At 64.6% G+C, this 19,599-nt stretch carries 15 protein-coding genes, 1 tRNA gene and 1 pseudogene; 8 read left to right on the top strand and 9 right to left on the bottom strand.

Going from position 1 to position 19,599, the window contains the following annotated elements; translation table 11 throughout:
• Positions 1 to 13 precede the first annotated feature (13 nt).
• Positions 14 to 238, top strand: coding sequence for an antitoxin MazE family protein (locus MKK69_RS27165; protein ID WP_243973183.1), 225 nt, complete (start codon positions 14 to 16; stop codon positions 236 to 238).
• A gap of 74 nt (positions 239 to 312) precedes the next feature.
• Here the strand turns inward: MKK69_RS27165 and pyrC are convergent, their stop codons facing one another.
• The 3 genes from pyrC to aroQ form a co-directional block, all read right to left on the bottom strand.
• Positions 313 to 1,392, bottom strand: coding sequence for a dihydroorotase (gene pyrC / locus MKK69_RS27170; protein ID WP_243973185.1), 1,080 nt, complete (start codon positions 1,390 to 1,392; stop codon positions 313 to 315).
• 4 nt (positions 1,393 to 1,396) lie between these two features.
• Entirely contained in the window at positions 1,397 to 2,098 is a 702-nt protein-coding gene (locus tag MKK69_RS27175; RefSeq protein ID WP_243973187.1) for an orotate phosphoribosyltransferase, read from the bottom strand.
• Between the two features lie 141 nt (positions 2,099 to 2,239).
• Entirely contained in the window at positions 2,240 to 2,689 is a 450-nt protein-coding gene (gene aroQ / locus MKK69_RS27180; protein ID WP_243973189.1) for a type II 3-dehydroquinate dehydratase, read from the bottom strand.
• Between the two features lie 176 nt (positions 2,690 to 2,865).
• On the opposite strand from aroQ, the gene MKK69_RS27185 reads away from it, so the two are divergent.
• The 5 genes from MKK69_RS27185 (at position 2,866) to MKK69_RS27205 (ending at position 8,074) form a co-directional block, all read left to right on the top strand.
• Positions 2,866 to 3,708: a 3-keto-5-aminohexanoate cleavage protein gene (locus MKK69_RS27185; RefSeq protein ID WP_243973192.1), complete on the top strand. Its 843-nt coding sequence runs from the start codon at positions 2,866 to 2,868 to the stop codon at positions 3,706 to 3,708.
• Between the two features lie 45 nt (positions 3,709 to 3,753).
• A tRNA-Gly gene (locus tag MKK69_RS27190) sits at positions 3,754 to 3,827 on the top strand.
• Positions 3,828 to 3,879: 52 nt separating this feature from the next.
• The gene (locus MKK69_RS27195) at positions 3,880 to 4,167 is read left to right on the top strand and encodes an MTH1187 family thiamine-binding protein (protein ID WP_243973194.1); all 288 of its coding nucleotides are present in this window, start codon (positions 3,880 to 3,882) and stop codon (positions 4,165 to 4,167) included.
• A gap of 145 nt (positions 4,168 to 4,312) precedes the next feature.
• Positions 4,313 to 6,631, top strand: coding sequence for an FdhF/YdeP family oxidoreductase (locus tag MKK69_RS27200; RefSeq protein ID WP_243973202.1), 2,319 nt, complete (start codon positions 4,313 to 4,315; stop codon positions 6,629 to 6,631).
• Between the two features lie 105 nt (positions 6,632 to 6,736).
• Positions 6,737 to 8,074 (top strand): pentapeptide repeat-containing protein, encoded by a 1,338-nt coding sequence (locus MKK69_RS27205; protein ID WP_243973204.1) that lies wholly within the window; start codon positions 6,737 to 6,739, stop codon positions 8,072 to 8,074.
• 10 nt (positions 8,075 to 8,084) lie between these two features.
• On the opposite strand, the gene MKK69_RS27210 is transcribed toward MKK69_RS27205, so the two are convergent.
• Together MKK69_RS27210 and selA are read right to left on the bottom strand one after the other, a co-directional pair.
• On the bottom strand, positions 8,085 to 8,555 hold the full coding sequence (locus tag MKK69_RS27210) for a MarR family winged helix-turn-helix transcriptional regulator (RefSeq protein ID WP_243973206.1): 471 nt from the start codon (positions 8,553 to 8,555) through the stop codon (positions 8,085 to 8,087).
• Positions 8,556 to 8,648: 93 nt separating this feature from the next.
• Positions 8,649 to 10,148 carry an L-seryl-tRNA(Sec) selenium transferase gene (gene selA / locus MKK69_RS27215; RefSeq protein ID WP_243973208.1) on the bottom strand — a complete coding sequence of 500 codons (1,500 nt, stop codon included), beginning with the start codon at positions 10,146 to 10,148 and terminating at the stop codon, positions 8,649 to 8,651.
• A 198-nt stretch (positions 10,149 to 10,346) separates the two neighbouring features.
• On the opposite strand from selA, the gene MKK69_RS27220 reads away from it, so the two are divergent.
• Together MKK69_RS27220 and MKK69_RS27225 are read left to right on the top strand one after the other, a co-directional pair.
• On the top strand, positions 10,347 to 11,777 hold the full coding sequence (locus tag MKK69_RS27220) for a mannose-1-phosphate guanylyltransferase/mannose-6-phosphate isomerase (RefSeq protein ID WP_243973210.1): 1,431 nt from the start codon (positions 10,347 to 10,349) through the stop codon (positions 11,775 to 11,777).
• Between the two features lie 164 nt (positions 11,778 to 11,941).
• A complete protein-coding gene (locus MKK69_RS27225) occupies positions 11,942 to 12,955 on the top strand; it encodes an SDR family oxidoreductase (RefSeq protein ID WP_243973212.1) in 1,014 nt (337 codons plus the stop codon).
• Positions 12,956 to 13,224: 269 nt separating this feature from the next.
• Here the strand turns inward: MKK69_RS27225 and MKK69_RS27230 are convergent, their stop codons facing one another.
• The 4 genes and pseudogenes from MKK69_RS27230 to MKK69_RS27245 all read right to left on the bottom strand — a co-directional run.
• Positions 13,225 to 14,562, bottom strand: a complete 1,338-nt coding sequence (locus MKK69_RS27230) for an oligosaccharide flippase family protein (protein WP_243973214.1) — start codon at positions 14,560 to 14,562, stop codon at positions 13,225 to 13,227.
• Between the two features lie 633 nt (positions 14,563 to 15,195).
• Positions 15,196 to 16,035: a glycosyltransferase family 2 protein gene (locus MKK69_RS27235; protein ID WP_243973216.1), complete on the bottom strand. Its 840-nt coding sequence runs from the start codon at positions 16,033 to 16,035 to the stop codon at positions 15,196 to 15,198.
• A gap of 623 nt (positions 16,036 to 16,658) precedes the next feature.
• Entirely contained in the window at positions 16,659 to 18,281 is a 1,623-nt protein-coding gene (locus tag MKK69_RS27240; protein ID WP_243973218.1) for a hypothetical protein, read from the bottom strand.
• 921 nt (positions 18,282 to 19,202) lie between these two features.
• A pseudogene (locus tag MKK69_RS27245) lies at positions 19,203 to 19,457 on the bottom strand (sugar transferase); the annotation flags it as partial.
• Between the last annotated feature and the right edge of the window lie 142 nt (positions 19,458 to 19,599).

Here is a 19,599-nt window from a genome sequence, read left to right on the forward strand (position 1 = left end):
GAGCGCGCACGACATGCCGCCCGTGTCCAACGCCCGATCTGCACGCGCGAAGTTACGCAATGACCGTGCGCGGCTCCGCGCTCAGGGATTGCAACCCGTTCAGCTCTTGATGCCTGCCGTGCAGGCACCCGCATTCGAGGCCGAGGCGCATCGCCAATCCCGCGCCGTCGCTGAGTGCGGGGGCGCAACGGAGGATCAGGCTTTCATCGATGCCGTGTCCGTTTGGAATACCGCCTGAGGCAGCACCATCGTCATTGCGAGCGCCGACGGCCCTTTACGACGGAGCGGATCTGCCGAAGTCGGTCGCTCCCGCTACGCCACCGACCAGGGCAGCGTCTCCTCCCCACGGAACACCACCACCGCCGTATCCTCCACCGTGACCGCCTCGGCGATGCGGCTCGCCCGGCGCTCCAGGGTCACGGTCCCGGCATTCGGCTCCAGCCCGTGGAAGCGCGCGCCGTTGAGGGAGGCGAAGGCCTCAAACCGGTCGAGCGCCCCCTCCTCGTCGAACACCTGTACGTAGGTCTGGAGCGCCGACGGACCGCAGAACACGCCGGCGCAGCCGCAGGCCGCCTCCTTGGCGCCGCGGACATGCGGGGCGGTGTCGGTGCCCAGGAAGAAGCAGGCCTCGCCCGAGGTTGCGGCCCTGCGCAGGGCCACGCGGTGCCGCTCGCGCTTGGCCACGGGCAGGCAGTAGAGGTGCGGCCGCAGCCCGCCCTGGAAGATGTGGGTCCGGTTGATCACGAGGTGGTGCGGCGTGATCGTGGCGGCGCACCGGCTCCGGTTCTCCCGGACCACGTCGAGGATCTCCGCCGTGGTGGCGTGCTCCACCGTCACCTTGAGACCCTGATGGCGGGCGAGCAGCGGGATCAGGCTGCCCTCCATGAAGGCGGCCTCCCGGTCGAAGATGTCGATCTCCGGGTCAGTGGCCTCGCCGTGGATCAGCAGCGGCATGCCGATCCGCTCCATCCGTTCGAGCACGGGGGCGATCCCGATCAGGTCGGTGACGCCCGCATGCGAGTTGGTGGTCGCGCCGGCCGGGTACAGCTTGGCGGCGACCCAGACCTTGTCCGTGAAGCCGCGCTCGATCTCGTCCGGGTCGGTGTCGTCCCGCAGGTAGCAGGTCATCAGCGGGGTGAAATCCATGCCCGCGGGCAGCGCCGCCAAGATGCGCTCGCGATAGGCCCGCGCCGCCGCCACCGTTATCACCGGCGGCACGAGGTTCGGCATGATGATGCCCCGGGCGAACTGCGCCGCCGTATAGGGCAGCACCGCCTTCAGCATCGCGCCGTCGCGCAGGTGGATATGCCAGTCGTCGGGACGGCGGATCGTGATCCGGTCGACCGGCTTCGCGGCCTGGTGCTCGACGGGGAACAGGTCGGCGACGCTCATGATCTCACGCCTGCCCGAACGAAGAAATGCCGCCATGGGCCGCCGACCACTCCGCCGGCGCGTTGAGAAAACTTTCGACCTCGGCGAGCGTCTTCGGGTCGAAGGTGCCCATCTCCTTGGCCACCGCCAGCACGTCCCGCCACGTGGTGAGGGCGTGGAGCTTGATGCCGATCTCCTGCATCAGCGCCGCGCTGTCGGGGAAGATGTCGTAGTAGAACAGCACGAAGCAGTGATCGACCTGGGCGCCGGCATCGCGCAGGGCCTTGACGAAATTGACCTTGCTGCGCCCGTCCGTGGCGAGGTCCTCGACCAGCAGCGTGCGCGCGCCCTCGACGACCGCGCCCTCGATCTGGGCGTTGCGGCCGAAGCCCTTAGGCTTCTTGCGGATGTACTGCATCGGCAGCATCATCCGGTCGGCGATCCAGGCGGCGAAGGGGATGCCGGCGGTCTCGCCGCCCGCGATGTGGGTGAGCTGCTCGTAGCCGATCTCGCGCACGATCGTGGCGGTGGCGAAATCCATCAGCGTCGCGCGCAGCCGCGGATACGAGATGATCTTCCGGCTGTCGGTGTAGACCGGGCTCGCCCAGCCGGAGGTGAACTTGAACGGCTCGTCCTTGTAGAAGAGCACCGCACCGATCTCGAGGAACATCTTGGCCGCCTCGCGGGCGATGACGGCCCGGTCGAGGGGCAGGAAGGGGCTGGTCATGCGGCGTGCGCGCTCCGCTTGGGCGCTCCCCGGGGCTGGAAGACCAGTCCGGCCGGGGAGAACGCGTTCGATAAGGGCCTGACCGCCCTCCTCCGCCCTGTCTCCGCCAGCGTCAACCCTGCGCGGCGCGCTATCCGCGCTTCACGCGGTCTTGTCGGCCCGCAGATGCGCGAGGTGCCGGATGGCGAGCGCGTAGCCATGCGTCCCGAAGCCGGCCAGCACGGCTGTCGCGGCGAGCGAGACATAGGAGTGATGGCGGAAGGCCTCGCGCCGGTGGACGTTGGAGATGTGGCACTCGATCACCGGCACCTCGCAGGCATTGAGCGCGTCGAGGATTGCCACGGAGGTGTGGGTGTAGGCGCCCGCGTTGATGACGATCCCGGCCGACCCGATGCGGAATTCGTGGATCGCGTCGATCAGCACGTGCTCGGCGTTGCTCTGCCGGCATTCCGCGCTGAGGCCGTGGGCGGCGGCGGCCTCGCGGCACAGGGCCTCGACGTCGGCCAGCGTCGCGCGCCCGTAGATCTCCGGCTGACGCTGGCCGAGCAGGTTCAGGTTCGGCCCGTTCAGGACCAGGATCGTGTCGTTCATCGGGGGCCTCGCGTTCCGAGAGGTGCGGCAAGCGCCGGCAAGACACAAGTCCGGCCTGTCATCCGGCCGAAGTTGTCCCGCGCCCGGCCCCGACGCCCGCTCCGGGCGGTTCAGATCCGCGGCGCCCGGCGCTATCCCAAGCCCGAACGAGACGAGAGACCAGGGAGGACACGCGGATGACAGGATCCCGGAGCGAGGCGCCCGTGGTGATCGCGGTGGCGATCACCGGCTCGGTGCCGCGCAAGACGGACAACCCGGCCGTGCCGGTCACCGTCGCGGAACAGATCGAATCGACCCATCAGGCGTTCGAGGCCGGCGCCACGCTCTGCCACATCCACGTGCGCAACGACGACGAATCCCCCTCCTCCGACCCGGAGAAATTCGCCGCCGTGCAGGAGGGGCTGCGCAGGCACTGCCCGGACATGATCGTCCAGTTCTCCACCGGCGGGCGCGGGCGCGATCCGGCTTCGCGCGGCCTCTCGCTCGCGCATCGGCCCGACATGGCCTCCCTGTCGACCGGCTCGGTGAACTTCCCGACCATCGTGTACGAGAATTCCGCGAGCCTCGTCGCCGACCTCGCCGGGCAGATGAAGCGGTACGGCGTCCGCCCCGAGATCGAGATCTTCGACCTCTCGCACCTGCACGGGGCGAAGCGGCTGGTCGAGGCCGGCCTGATCGATGCGCGCCCGCACGTGCAATTCGTCCTGGGCGTCCAGAACGCGATGCCGGCCGAGGCGCATCTCCTCGACATCCTGCTCGCCGAGACGCGCCGGATCCTGCCGGAGGCGACCTGGACGGCCGCCGGGATCGGCCGCACCCAAGCCGTGGTGATGGACTGGGCGCTGGCCCGCGGCGCGGACGCGGTGCGCACCGGGCTTGAGGACAACGTCCGGGTGACGAAGGACCGGCTGGCGGCGAGCAACGCCGAGCTGGTGGGCCTGGCGTCCGAGGCCATCGCCCGCCACGGCCGCCGGGTGGCGACGCCGGCCGAGGCCCGGGCCGCCCTCGGACTCGCCTGAGGCCACCTTCTCACGGGCCGGCCGGCGTGCTAACGAACCGCCCGCGCGGGTGTAGCTCAATGGTAGAGCAGCAGCCTTCCAAGCTGAATACCCGGGTTCGATTCCCGGTACCCGCTCCATCCCCTTTCCCTGACGGCCGAACCGCCCGGCATCCTCTCGGGACGCACCGCCATGAAGGTATCCGCCGACCTGTGCATCGTGCCGATGGGCGTGGGCCCGTCGGTCTCGCCCTACGTGCGTGAGATCAAGGCGATCATCGAGGCGAGCGGCCTCGTCGCCACGATGCACCCCAACGGCACCAACATCGAGGGCGAGCTTGCCGAGATCTGCGCGCTGGCGGAGCGCTGCGAGGCGAAACTCGCCGCGATGGGCGTCCAGCGCACCTTCTTCACGCTGATCTTCTCGTCCCGCCGGGACAAGGACCAATCCATGGCCGACAAGCTCGCGGCCGTCTCCTGACGCGGCCACCGCGTTTCATCCGGCCGGCATCGTCGCGCGGCCCGGCCGGACGGGGCGCCGGCCGCCGCGGCGACGCACCCCCGATCTGATCGGCGCCTCGCGCGTTCCCCTTATCCGGTCGTAGACGTGCCGGCAGGAGAACGGCATGAGCGATCAGGAAACCGGCGACGTGCGGATCGAACCCTATGACGGCCCGGCCGGCGGCTGGGGTTCCGCCCGTTCCCTGGTCGAGATCCTCACCCGCGAGGGCGTGCCGGTCACCGGCTCGGCGATGCTGCTGAAGCAGAACAAGCCGGACGGGTTCATGTGCACGTCCTGCGCCTGGGCGAAGCCCGCCAAGCCGCTCGCCTTCGAGTATTGCGAGAACGGCGCCAAGGCGACCGCCTGGGAGCAGACCCGGCGGCGGGCCACCCCGGACTTCTTCGCCGAACATACCGTCACCGAACTGCTCGGCTGGAGCGACTACGCCCTGGAGGAGCAGGGCCGCCTGACCCATCCCATGCGCTACGATCCGGAGACCGATCGCTACCGGCCCGTCCCGTGGTCGGAGGCCCTCGGCGAGATCGGCCGGGAGCTGAAGGCCCTGCGCCAGGAGGATCCGAAGTCGGTGGTGTTCTACGCCTCCGGCCGGGCCTCCCTGGAGACCAGCTACATGTGGGCGCTGATGGCGCGCCTCTACGGCAACAACAACCTGCCGGATTCCTCGAACATGTGCCACGAGCCGACCTCGGTGGCGCTGCCGCAATCGATCGGCGCGCCGGTGGGCACGGTCCTGCTGGAGGATTTCGAGACCACCGACCTGATCTTCTTCTTCGGTCAGAATGTCGGCTCCAATGCGCCGCGGATGCTCCATCCGCTGCAGGAGGCCCGGCGCCGGGGCGCGCAGGTCATCACCTTCAACCCGCTGCGCGAACGCGGGCTGGAACGCTTCACCAACCCGCAATCGCCGGTTGAGATGGTGACGCGCTCCGCCACCAAGATCTCCACGCAGTATCACCAGGTGAAGGCGGGCGGCGATCTCGCGGCGCTCACCGGCCTGTGCAAGACCCTGCTGGCCCTGGACCGGGAGGCCGCCGCGGCCGGCCGCCCGGCCATCCTCGACCACGCCTTCATCGCCGAGCACACCCACGGCTTCGACGATTTCGTGGCCTTCTGCGACGGGCAGGACTGGACGGCGATCGAGCGGCGCTCCGGCCTCACTCGCACCGCCCTCGAAGCCGCGGCGGCGGCCTATGCCCGTGCCAAGGCCGTGATCGGCATCTACGGGATGGGGCTGACCCAGCACCGCAAGGGCACCGAGACCGTGCGGATGCTGGTCAACCTGCTGCTGCTGCGCGGCAATATCGGCAAGCCCGGCGCCGGGATCTGCCCGGTGCGGGGCCATTCGAACGTCCAGGGCCAGCGCACCGTCGGCATCACCGAGAAGCCGGAGCTGGCTCCCCTCGACAAGCTGAAGGAACTCTACGATTTCGAGCCGCCGCGGGAGAAGGGGCTCAATACGGTCGAGACCTGCGAGGGCGTGCTCGACGGCAGCGTGAAGGCCTTCGTCAGCCTCGGCGGCAATTTCCTGCGCGCGATCCCCGATACCGGGCGGATGGAGCCGGCCTGGCGGCGGCAGCGCCTGACCGTGCAGATCTCGACCAAGCTCAACCGCTCGCATCTCGTGAACGGCGCCGTGGCCTACATCCTGCCCTGCCTCGGTCGGATCGAGATCGACCAGCAGGCCAGCGGTCCCCAGGCGGTCTCGATGGAGGATTCCACCGCGCGCTTCCACGGATCCCGGGGCGTGGCCGAACCGGTCGGCCCGGAGGTGCGCTCCGAGCCCTGGATCGTGGCGGAGATCGCCAAGGCGACCCTCCCCGTGAACCCGCGGATCGACTGGACGTCCTGGGTCGCCGATTACGGCCGCGTGCGCGAGGCCATCGAGGCGACCTACCCGAAGGTGTTCCACGACCTGAACGGGCAGATGTTCCGGCCCGGCGGCCTGACCAAGCCCCTCGGTGCCCGCGACCGCAAATGGGAGACCGAAACGGGCAAGGCGAATTTCGCGGTGCCCGCCGGCCTCGAGGCCGATCCGGACCTGCCGGCCCGGGGGCCGAACGTGCTCGACCTCATCACCCTCCGGTCCAACGACCAGTTCAACACCACGGTCTATGGCTATGACGACCGTTTCCGCGGCGTGAAGGGCACCCGTTCGGTGCTGTTCATGAACCGCCGGGACATCGCCCGGCTCGGCCTCACCGATGGCGGCGGTGTCGATGTCGAGACGGAGGCCGGCGATCAGGTGACGCGCCGCGTGGGCGGGCTCCGGGTGATCGCCTACGACATCCCCGAGGGGAATTGCGGCGGCTACTATCCGGAGTTGAACGTCCTGCTGCCGCTCTGGCACTACGACGAGCAGTCCAAGACACCGGCCGCCAAGGCGATCACCGTTCGGGTGAACGCCGCGGCCCGGACGGCCTGAGCGGGCCATCCGACGTCGTCCCGGGTCAGACACCGGGGCGACACCTGCGACGATAGCCGGGCCAATGCTCTGGCGTGATGCCCTGCGCTCCGGCAAGGAACGGCGATGGATCAGCCGACACCACCGGACGCGCAGGCAGACAAGCGGCTGTGCAACCTTATGGACCGGATCGCGGCGGGCGCGCCCGTCCGTGAGCCGGGCCTCGACCTCTCGCATCTGCGCGCCGGGACCCTCGCGCCGCACGCGGGGGATCCGGAATCCGGCGGTCTCCCCCTCGCTGATGCGGATCTGTCCAAGGCCCGCATGGAGGAGGCGGATCTCTCGGGGGCGAACCTGCGCGGGGCCAACCTCACGGGCGTCGTCGGCCGCTCGACCCGGTTCGCGGGGGCGATCCTGGAGGCGGCGGACCTGTCGGACGCCGATCTGTCGGGGGCGGATTTCACCGGCATCGTCGCCGGACAGGTGAAGTTCGCCGGCGCCATGCTGGAGGATGCCCGCTTCGGGAAGGCCGCGATGCGCTTCGCCAACCTGTCCGGGGCGCTCCTCGACGGGACGGACTTCGCAGAAGCCGACCTCTGGGGGGCGGATTTCACCGGGGCGGATGCCGACGACACCGTGTTCCGGGACGCGCGCCTCGACGAGGCCAAGCTCGCCGACGCGAACCTGACCCACGCGGATTTCGCCGGAGCCAGCCTCGCGAAGGCGACGCTGGCGGGCTCGCGCCTGCGCGGGGCGAACTTCACCGGGGCGAAGCTCGATGGGGCGGATCTCTCAGGCGCCGACCTGTCGGACACCGACCTCGTGCGGCTGAACCTCGCCACATGCAGCCTGCGGCATGCCCGCTTCTCCGGCGCGTGGCTCAATGGAACGCGGATGAGCGTCGAGCAGCTCGGCGGCGCCGTGGGCGAGGAGGTCGTGGGCGCCTACGAGGCCGCGCAGACGAGCTACCTCGCCCTGGAGCAGAACTGGAAGAGCATCGGCAGCCACGACGCGGCGAGCTGGGCCTACAAGCGCGGCCGCCGGATGGGCCGGTTCCACGCCGGCCGGCAGGCCCGCGACGCCTGGAACGGGCGCGACTGGGCCGCGGTCCTGCGGCACGGCTACCGCTGGAGCGCGGATCGGTTCGTCGAGTGGCTGTGCGATTACGGTGAGAGCCTCTCGCGCATCGCCCGGGCCTTCGCGCTGCTGATCGTGGTGTTCGGCGGCCTCTACGGGCTGACCGGCGGCCTGATCATCCTGGAGGGGCCGGAGGCGGGGCCGACCTACAATCCCCTCGATCTCCTGAGCTACAGCGCCCTCAACATGATGACCGCGAACCCGCCGGAGATCGGCCTCAAGCCCACCGGCCGCGTCACCAACCTGCTGGTCGGCCTCGAAGGCGCGGTCGGCATCATCCTGATGGGGCTCTACGGGTTCGTCCTGGGCAACCGCCTGCGCCGGTGAGGGCCGGCCCTCACTCGTTGTCGCTGAGCCGCTCGATCACGAGGCTGAGATCCTTGCGCAAGGCCCGGATCTCGGGCTCGCTGAGTTCGAGCTGGCACATGACGCTCTGGCGGACCGAGACGGCCTCGGCGCGCAGCGCGGCGCCCGTCGGCGTCAGCGCGATCTCGACCTCGCGCTCGTCCGACTGGCGGCGGGTGCGCAGCAGGAACCCCGCGCTCTCCAGGCGCTTCAGCACGGGCGTGAGCGTGCCGGAATCGAGGCGCAGCCGCCGGCCGATCTCCGAGACGGTGACGCCGTCCTGCTCCCAGAGCACCAGAAGCACGAGATATTGTGGATAGGTGAGACCGAGCCGCTCCAGGAGCGGCCGGTAGGATTTCGTCATCCGGTGCGCGGCCGCGTAGAGCGCGTAGCATAGCTGATTGTCGAGGAGGAGCGGGTCCGTCTCGCGCTCAACCTCCGCCGTGTCGGCAGTGTACACCATGTCGTTCGCCTATCGCGGTCCAGGCACCGCCATTCTCGACCGCGACCGCGGGCATCCCGTTATACCACAACCCATGAAGCCGGCGCACGAGCTTCAATCGCGCAATTCATTTCCCGACCAATCCTCTGCGGTTCGTGACCCCGCCGTGGGCGGCACGACCGACGCCAAGCTGGCGAGGAGACCGGCTTCGTCTTCCAGCGTGCGCAGGTCGAGGAGGATCGCGTCGTCGCTGATGCGGCCGATCACCGGTATGGGCAAGGCGCGCAGGCGCTCCGCGAGGCGCTTGCACCGCCCCCCGGCGCCCCGGCGCGCGGCCCCATCGGCCGGAACCGGGGTCAAGACCAGGGCGGCGCTGGGCAGCGTCTCCACCGGCAGCGCCCCGGACCCGATCTGGCTGATGCAGTCCATGACCGAGACATGCGCCCAGCCGGCAACGCGCTCGGCCACCGCGGGGGCGAGGCGCTCGGCCTGCGCGGTGATCCCCGCGCGATCCCGGGTGAGCAGCCGCAGGGTCGGCAATTCCTCGGCCAGCCGCTCGGGGTGGAGATAGAGCCGCAGCACGGCTTCGAGGGCCGCGTAGGTCATCTTGTCGACCCGCAATGCCCGCTTCAGCGGATTCTTGCGCACGCGGGCGATCAGGTCCTTCCGGCCAGCCACGATGCCGCACTGGACCGCGCCCAGGAGCTTGTCGCCGCTGAAGGTCACGAGGTCGGCCCGCTCGAGGGCTCCCCGGACGGTGGGCTCAGGCGGCAGGCCATAGGCGGCGAGATCGACGAGGCTGCCGCTGCCCAGATCTTCGGCCAGCGGCACGCCGCGCGCGCGGCAGAGGCCGTGCAGGTCGGCCGGGTCGGCGGCGGCGGTGAAGCCCGCGATGGCGTAGTTGCTCGGATGCACCTTCATCACGAGGCCGGTGCGCGGGCCGATCGCCTCGGCGTAATCGCGCAGATGGGTGCGGTTGGTGGTCCCGACCTCGTGCAGGCGGCAGCCGGCCCGCACCATCACGTCCGGGACCCGGAACGAGCCGCCGATCTCCACGAGCTCGCCGCGGGAGACCACGACCTCCTTGCGCATGGCGAGGGCGTTCAGCACCAGCAAAACCGCCGCCGCGTTGTTGTTGACGACAACCGCGGCCTCGGCGCCGGTCAGGCGGCAGATCAGACCCTCGACATGGTCGTCCCGCTCGCCCCGGGCGCCGGTCCCGAGATCGAATTCGAGGTTGCTCGCCTGCACCATCACGGCGGCCACCGCCTCGGCGGCCGAGCGCGGCAGCAGCGCGCGCCCCAGGTTGGTGTGCAAAACCGTGCCGGTCAGGTTGAAGACCGGCCGCAGGGAGGGGCGGCGCTCGGCGGCGAGCCGCCCGGTCGCTTCCGCCCGGATCGCCGCCTCGTCCGGCACGGGGCCGCCTTCGGTCCGGATGCGGGCGAGCACGGCGCGGATCGCCTCGGTGAGGGCTGTGCGCCCGTAGACCGCGAGATCCTCCGGCGCGGCGCCGCCGAGGAGACGTTCGACCGCCGGGATCCGGCGCGGGTTCTGCGTCGCGTCGGCGGTGGCCGGACGGATCTGGGGGGAGGAGCTTTTGGCGGATGACGGCATCGTGCGACCAGAGATAACGATCCGCCTGCTTCAGGCCAGCCCGATACGCCGCGGATAATACGCGCAGGTTGTTCCATTCCCGGGCCGACGGTAAGGGCAGATCCAGAAAACGGCGGGCGACCGCATTCAGCACCCTTGCGGGGTGGCCCGGACCGGGCAATCACGCCGTCTTGCACACCTCCAGCGGGAGACGCCGCCATGTCCCGATCTTCTGCCCCGATCCACCCGATGATCCTGTGCGGCGGGACGGGGACGCGGCTGTGGCCGGCCTCGCGGGAGAGCATGCCCAAGCAGTTCGCCCGGCTGGTGGATGCGCAAGCCTCGACCTTCCAGGCGACCCTGGCGCGGGTGTCGGACGCGGCGGTGTTCGCCCGGCCGACGGTGATCGCCTCGGCCGAGGCCCGTTTCATCGTCGCCGAGCAGCGCGACCAGCTCGGGCTCTCCGCCGACATCCTGCTCGAGCCGCAGGGGCGCGATAGCGCCGCCGCCGTGGCGGTGGCCGCGCTCCACGCCGGGGCGCGCGACCCGCAGGCCGTGGTCCTGATCATGGCCGCCGACCACGTCGTGCCCGACACCGCCGCCTTCGTCGAGGCGGTCGCCCGCGCCGCCGCCGGGGCCCGGGCCGGCTACACCATGACGCTCGGCATCGAGCCCGACCGGCCGGCCACCGATTACGGCTACATCCGCCGCGGCGAGCCGATCCCCGAGGCCCCGGGCGCGGCCCGGGTCGCCCGCTTCGTCGAGAAGCCCGACCGGTCCGGCGCCGAGGCGCTGATCACGGAGGGCGCCCTGTGGAACTCGGGCTACTTCCTGTTCCGCGCCGACCTGATGCTGGCCGAGCTCGAGGCGTTCGCCCCCGAGGTGCTGGCGGCCGCCCGCGCGGCCCTGGAGGCGGCGGTGACCGACCTCGACTTCGTGCGGCTCGATGCCGAGGCCTTCGCGAAGGCGCCCAAGATCTCGATCGACTACGCGGTGATGGAGCGGACCGCCCGGGCCGGGGTGCTGCCGGTGTCGTTCCCGTGGTCGGATGTCGGCACCTGGGACGCGGTCTGGCAGGTGCTGGAGCACGACGATGCCGGCAACGCCGTGCGCGGCCGGGTCTCGCTGATCGGGACGCGGAACAGCCTCGTGCACAGCGAGGGCGGCGGGCTGACCGCGGTGGTCGGCCTGGAGGACGTGGTGGTGGTGTCCACCCCCGACGCGGTACTGGTGGCGTCCAAGGCGCATTCGGGCCAGGTCAAGGAGCTGGTCAACGCGCTGCGGGCGGCCGGCGAACCGGAGGCGGACGCGCATCTGCGGATGTACCGGCCCTGGGGCTGGTACCAGCGGATCGACATCGGCGAGCGGTTCCAGGTGAAGCGGATCCAGGTGGTGCCGGGGGGGCGTCTGTCGCTGCAGAAGCACTTCCACCGGGCCGAGCATTGGGTGGTGGTGCGCGGCACCGCCGAGGTGACGATCGACGATCGGGTGGTTCTGGTCCACGAGAACGAGGCGATCTACCTGCCGATCGGCTCGATGCATCGCCTGGCCAACCCGGGCAAGATCCCCCTGGAGCTGATCGAGGTCCAGGTCGGCTCCTATACCGGCGAGGACGACATCATCCGCGTCGAGGATATCTACGGGCGCTAGGGCGCCCTCCGCCGGAGTGGACACCGGCGCTCAGCGCCGGCACGGGGCCGCCCCTGCGACGCGATCCCCCCGGGCGTGCCCGGAACATGCCGCGCCCCCGATCGATAGCCGAATGCATGACCGCCGTCGGCGGCGGACGCGCATCGAGGCATCGGGGAAGACTCATGAAGCATAAGCCGCTTCGCGAGCAGGTCGTCGTAATCACCGGCGCGTCGTCGGGCATCGGCCTGGCCACCGCCCGCATGGCCGCCGAGCGCGGGGCACGCGTCGTCCTGGCGGCGCGCAGCGGCGACGCCCTGGCGCGCATCCAGGCCGAGATCGAAGGCGTCGGCGGCAAGGCGATCCACGTTGTTGCCGATGTCGGCACCCGCACGGATGTGCAGGCGGTTGCCGACCGGGCCGAGGCGACCTTCGGCGGTTTCGACACCTGGGTGAACGTGGCCGGCGCCTCGATCTACGGCCGGCTGCGCGAGATCAGCGATGCGAATCACGAGCGCCTGATCCGGACCAACTTCTGGGGAACGGTGTTCGGATCCCTGGTGGCGACGGAGCATCTGCGTCAGCATGGCGGCGCGCTCATCAACGTCGGCAGCATCGCGTCGGACCTGGCCTTCCCGTACCAGGGCATGTACGCGGCCTCGAAGCACGCCGTGAAGGGCTTCACCGACGCCCTGCGCATGGAGCTGATCTACGAGAACGCGCCGGTCTCGGTCACGCTGATCAAGCCGGCCTCGATCGATACGCCCCTGCCCCAGCGGGCGCGCAACTACATGGACCGGGAGCCGAGCCTGCCGCCGCCGATCTACCCGCCCGAGGAGGTCGCGAACGCCATCCTGCATGCGGCCGTGCGCCCGAAGCGCGACATCGTCGTGGGGGGCGCCGGCAAGGCCTTCACGGCGGGCAAGGCGCTCGCCCCCGGCGCATACGATCACCTCTCCGCCGCGATCGTCGCCCTGCAGAAGCGCGGCACCCCACCGCGCAATTCGGACGGCGCCCTGCATGCGCCGGTGCCGGCCGGGATCACACGCGGCGACCCGCCGGTCCCCGTCATGCGGACCAGCGCGTACACGCGGGCGAGCCTGCACCCGATGGCCGCGGCGGCGGGACTCCTGGGCTTCGGCGCGGTCACCGCGCTGGCGATCGCCGGCGGCGCCGCCAGTCGTCGACGGCGCGGATAAATACCGGCCGCACCCGATCGACCGCCGGGCATCGATGCGGGACGGTCCCGGGTATGCGAGCCGTTCCGCCGCCGCGCGTCCAGCCGTCATAAGACACATGGAGGAGGAGATGGCTCAGGCAGCGGTCTAGAAGACGTCACGTGACGATTTTGCCGGTCGCCTCGTCAGGCGGCCAGCCTACGTCACCCACCATTTGGCGCGAAATGACAGACGATCTGATTCACCGCACGATCAGCCGCCGTCGGATCCACGCTTTTGAACGAGCGGACTTACAGCCCTGATCGGAATGTTATCGGGAACTGTAAAAGCTTTCTCTTTAGATCCTGAAAGCGCCCGAAACGCCAAATTTCGGTCGCGCCGGAGGGGCGAGCGCTCCAGATATCCCGCCACAATCCGCTCCTTATGGTCACAATCACCGTCATCACAGCAATCGCGAATTCTGCGATTACGCGGCTGATGGCCATACCCATCGCACCATTGCCCGGCGTCAAAACCAACGCACAGACGAGATTGACGGCACCGCCAATGATCGCGATCGACGTTACGAAAAAATCCTTCCTTGCCGGAAGAAGCAGAAGCATGCTCAGGCAATAGCTGATGGTCCCCAGCGGAAGCGTCAATCCGAGCACGGAAAATATGCGCCCTGCTTCGCCATAGCTATGTCCCAGAAAAATATTCATGATGAGCGGCCCTAGAAACAGGACCGTGATGGAGGCCAGAAACGAACCGACCGTGAGCAGAAATGTCGTGCGCTTGAGCAAGGCGTACGCTTGATCCGGATTGCTCCGGAGTTCCCGCGTCATATGCGGCAACAGCAAAGTCGAGAGGGGATTCAGGAGTTGCAAACCCGCATTGATCAGCTTGTCGGCCGGCCCGAAGAAGCCGACCTGATCGGGGGTCGACAGCCACCCGAGCACCAGGCCTGACGCGGCCGTATAGGCTGCGACCGCACCGGTGAGGACGAAGATGGCGCCGCCGCCGCGAAGTGCGCCTATCGCAGACGCCCAGGACGCGATTCTTACTTTAACATCACGAGCCAACATAACGCCGGTGATACACAGAGTTAACAGCGACGCTAAAACGTAGAACAGAATGACATAGATATAAGCGTCCTCATTCTTGACGAAACTTACGATGAGTATAATGTTCAATATTTGCGCCACCAACTCGATTTTGACCACCAGCGCCATTCGTCCGCGAGCCCGAAAATACCACAGCAGGTTCGTTCCCTGGAGGAGGCCATAGACGATCGATAATCCACCGACCATTGGTGCATTGCGCAGCACCGGCGAGCTGAATATCGTAAATAAACCAAAGGCGATCGCCGGAACCATGAGGATCAGCTTGGCCGTCAAGATTGACGATACGACTTCGTCAATCTTAGACACATCGTGCGCGGCAAGATCGCGGGTCCCGGACACGTTAAAACCGAATTCGACAATCAAACTGACGAGCGTCGCCATTGAAAGTCCTACGAGCACGATGCCGTAGCGCTCCGCCCCGAGCTGCCGCGCGAGCAGGGGAATAATGATTAGCGGAAATACATATCGAGATATATGAGCAAAATAGAGAAGCGCACCGTCAGTAAAAAGCTTACGCTCGCGCATTACCTGTCCCCATTCGTATCGTCCTGTCGATAACCCTGCGCATCATTCATCTCGTGCTCAAATCGGAATTGATCTCGTGGCGATATGCAATACGAGACCCACTTCCCATATCCCAGCTCAAATTTGGCTCGACATCTTATCGTTAGATAAATGTTTTATTTGAGGCGCATATCAGCGCTAGTATCCACGGTCGATCATGGGCGAACGGGTTATCGACCGTAGCCATTAGAGGCGCGCCGGAGACCATTCACCTGCAGCGTCGCAGGTCCCCGCCAAGACGATGGGCCGCCAAAAGCTGAATTCAAAGGTATTTCTTTTTGACATACCTTGTCATCGCCCTTGTAAACGCCTGCTTGCCAGATCAAGGGACTATTTGCACCCCCCTCGGCATAATTCAAAGTAGTTTTGCCTTAAAGAACTGTGCCGATGTCGATATTTAAAACCGTGAGAACCCACGCAGGATGTTCTAAACTTCGCCGACCTCTAGAGACAAATCCGCAACTTCCATCCAATGCCTGCTTCACTTCTGCTCCTGAATCCAAATCAGGGGCGACATGCACTTAATTATACCAAATGACAAATTTGCGAATACCCGAATAAAATGAATTAAAAATCTTCGCGACGGAATTTATTTTATACCGCCCGGACCTTGTTCTTGATCTTTGAAAACAAAGCTATGCTACCGATACGCAGCGTCCAATAATAAACCCGCAGAAATCGGATCAGCAGTACGGAACGCGGAAAGCTTTTCGTTTGATACAGTGCCTTCTGAAGATTGCATTGATTCTTAAACCAACGCATCACACTTCGCTCTTGAATGCTGCCGCTATGTCCGCGATACAGCACCAACTCCTTTTCGATGCCATAGCCCGGAACGACTTTTAAAAAGCGCGCAAAAAATTCATAATCTTCGCCTTCGCGCAGCTTGGGCGACTCGTTAAATAATTTCATATCATCCAGCCGCTTGCGCCTGATCATAATTGTCGACGGGTAGATATTGTTGCCCAACGACATCAAAAACCAAAACAGCGATATCTTTTTGCGATACCCAATCGACGGCTGTTCAATCTTCTTGCCCTCCGCGTCGATCACCCCCGCCGCCGTGAAGCAAAAGTCTATCCCGCGTCGTTCCATAAACTCGACCTGGGTCATCAATTTTTCCGGCAGCCACAGATCATCATCGTCACATAACGCTATAAATTCACCTCTCGCACGCCGCATGCCAAAATTTCGCACGACCGATGGCCGCCCGGCAAACTCGCAAGGCACATATGTGACGCGAGAATCTTGCAGCGCCTGGATGCAATCTTGGGCATCTTGTTGATGGCCGTCAGCAACGACAATCAGTTCAAAATTTTGGTACGTTTGTGCCCGGATCGCCTCGACTGTTAATTTAAGAAACGGCACGCGCTTCCAAGTTGGTATGACGATCGATACAAGCGGGAGGTCGGCGCTACAATTAACGTGGTTCATCAAATTAAACCGAAGAGCTGCTAAAGATTTCCAGATCGATTAGTTGATTTGGCGACGTTTCGCAACCATGCAAGAAAACATCTCGGATGATAACCGGATCGCGCACTGCTTAGACGGCTTTGAGAAGAGGTGCGATCGAGACTGTGTGTTCTTGCATCAAGACATTCTTACGCCCAGTGTTTCGCCGGCAGAGGGCATCCGGTGCATGCCTCGGGGGAACGCTGGGGTCGATCCCGGACCGGTCCAGATCCTCGGCCCAAGTCTTTGCGCTAGGCCCCCAATCCAGGCGTCAGAGCGGAGTTTTGCGACACCTGGCCTCGAGATGCGCGGTCGGGCTGTAGACCATGACGGCAATCACGAGATGTGACTTCGGGGTATCCAGATTTGAAAAGGCTGAAGTTCTCGATGGGCGTGTCCTCGATGGTCCTGTCCGTACGACTGCATATCCCATCGGATCAAGACCATAAGGGACTGAGCGAGCGATGCTCGCTGCGGCCGCAATCGGCGTTGGATGGCTCGAAACACCGGGGGCTAGCTGGTATTGCAGCCGGCTCGACGGGAGTAACGTGTGACCGTCGCGTCTGTGCTGCTAACGGTGTCCGATCGGCACGCACGAGAGCGACCTACATATCGGCAGGGGACGGGCCCATAACAATAACAACACCCGAACCCGAGAAAACGAGACGTGCCTGACGTAGGAAGCTCGGCGGAATTGTAATATCGATTTTTTTGGCAATATCCCCCGCAGTCGCGGGTTCCGGCAATTCACTCCAAATGACGTGATCAATCCACAACATGGATTGGCAGCGTCCGCTGCGTGATAGGTCTAGTTTCGATCCGCTCGGCAATACTTTTAGCGGGAAACCGAAGCGTTGAGCTTCTTGTTGGTAGGCCCAATCAATGACTCGGTCTAAGTTCGGGACAAAATAAGAAGCCTTGTATTCGACGGCTAAGATCTCGGACGAGCCACATTCATTGAACTGCGATCGAATGAAGGATGCGGCACCATCCCAACCTTGGTCGAGGCCGTGTGAAATTACAGTGACACTATAAACCAGCGCTCCGTTCAGCAAAAAAATATTAAATATCCGGCGGTGGCGGCAAACGGTATCCGCAATAACGGCGGCGACGATCGCGACAGTCGTAACGGCAATGGACGACAGATAACGTGCAACAAATATCTGGGGGCGATAGACGTTTATGAGTAACAGGATCAGTGAAGCAAGGGCAAGCCCGGATATCATCGCAATAATAAATATTTCACGATCGGCGTTTGCACCGAAATGACCAAATTCGATTTCGTTGCGGCTAAGTGAGGATCTTTTATGTCCGCGAATACTAAAATACTTCGATGTAGACATGATCAAAATTACGATAACGACAAGATTGAAGCAAAAACTTTTGCCAATTAACCCAATCAGTATTTTAACAGCGGTAGGAAGACTAACGATCAGCCAGAATGTTCCTGATATCCGTTCGAGAAACGAATTCTGTGCGATGAACCAAACGAGGAGTGGCGCAGACGCAAAAACACCTGCCGTTAATAGGAGTTGAAACCAATTTCTTTGCCGCCGGACCAACATACCGAGGCCTGCCGTCGCCACAATGCTCGTTGCCACGACCGCCGTAACGTAATGTATATTTAGGCAAAGGAGTATTAGAATGCACACAGAAACAGCAAGAACCCGGTGATCCCGTATCCGTCCGACTTTCTCCATCATCAAAATAGAATGCAAACAGACGATCAGACTTATTACGCAGCATATTTGGGTGAAATACGATCTAATCTCGGTTATGTTGTATGCGACGACTGGTGATGTAATCGCCAAAAACGTGAAAACGGTCGTGAAATTTTTGCTCCAAGGGTATTTTCTGCAAATTGCAATGACGAACAAGGCGGCTATACATAGTGGAATTAGATTTACGAGGCGACGGGTTAATACCGAGTCACCAATCAGCGGCTGGGCGAGCCAATTCAAGGCGACAAAAAGAGGTGGGTGAACGTCAATCAGCCAGCGATCTCTCACCGTTGCCGCCAAGGGTAGATCGTGTTTTGAAAGCCATAGCGTCCAGAATTCATCCAGCCATGGGCCGCGCTGCCAAGCGGCCCATATCGTCAGACTTACAATAAGGAAGAATATTAAGCCATTCTGTACAGTGATAAGCCGAAAAGGCCGCTCTTGGCTGTCATCTTGCAGCCAGATCTGTAAATTCGATGGCCTCAGGGCCAATCGTTTAATCGTCATTTATAGATCTTCCGGGCTGGCAAGTCTCTGATCCTTCTGCCTGCGTTCACATGTGGGCGCTTCGGTTCATGAGCGCGAATCCCTTGATGTGAAAACTCAATACCGACCACTTGAGGTGATGTTGGGACCGTTTTACATTACGGCTTGTAGCAAGGTTCATACCATTTCCCGCTCTGAAATAATCAATTCTGCTTCGGACCTCGATGGCTCAGGGGAAAATCCCTCCGAATCATCAGACGCAAGATGAAAGTCGGCCAATGCTTGGATCAGCAGCAAAGGAAAGGTTGAGATTTCGATGCGCTCGATCAGTCGGCGCCAAGGGCCCGGCCGATTTATCTACACTGTTCGGAAGAAGTTGCTTCTAGACAATGCAGGAACTGTGTGCTGCCAGGGACTGCGAATAACGATCGAGAGCGCTCCCTCAACTGACCGGCCGAGCATGGGGTCGTATCGTGCTTCACCGGACCCATTTTGAGCGACGAATTGTCGTTACGAGAATAAACTTGGGCGTCACTCACTATGATGACCGCGTCGAGGGTGTATTCTCTGAATAAAGCGAACGACTGGCGAACAGGAAATATCGTGGATATGGTCCGAGACTATCGTTTATCGCAACCGCGTTTGAAGACCCCATCCAAAGTACGATCTTACACCCCAAATGGGCGCGTAGACATCGGCTTCGTTGGAGATGCGACACGCACTCCTTCAGCGCATCCTGCCCGTACGGAGTGATCCATCAACCGCCGGATGGTGCAGCTGTATGAATGGAGCAACGGCGGCACCTAATCCGGAATGGTACCCGTTTGCCGACCGACCCCGATCCACCGGCCGCGATCGATGTCAGTTCCTGATGCGCTGATCGATCGGCCTCCCCGTTAGGAACGCCAGGAGTCATTCACATCGAACCGCGGCGCGCGTGCCTCAGCGGCTGCCGCGCTGGGCCAGCACCGCCGGGACGGTGCGCAGCATGATCGCCAGGTCCCGGCGCAGGCTCCAGCGGCTGGCGTAGTCCAGGTCGAGCGCAACGCGCTCGGCATAGCTCGTGTCCGAACGCCCTGACACCTGCCACAGTCCGGTCACCCCGGGCGGGACGGCAAAGCAGGTCGGAAACGCCCGGCCGTAGCGGGCGACCTCGGCCGGCACGATCGGGCGCGGACCGACCAGGCTCATCTCGCCCCCGGGTTCAGCGTGATCGAGGAGGCCTGAGCGGCCGGTTCAGCCGCCCAGGAGTCAGCCGGCCAGAAGTTCAGCTGGCCAAGAGTTCAGCTGGCCAAGAGTTCAGCCGCCCAGAGCCGCGAGGCCGTGGGACAGGTCGGCC

This window comes from Methylobacterium sp. J-026 (assembly GCF_022829585.1).
Lineage (GTDB): Bacteria > Pseudomonadota > Alphaproteobacteria > Rhizobiales > Beijerinckiaceae > Methylobacterium.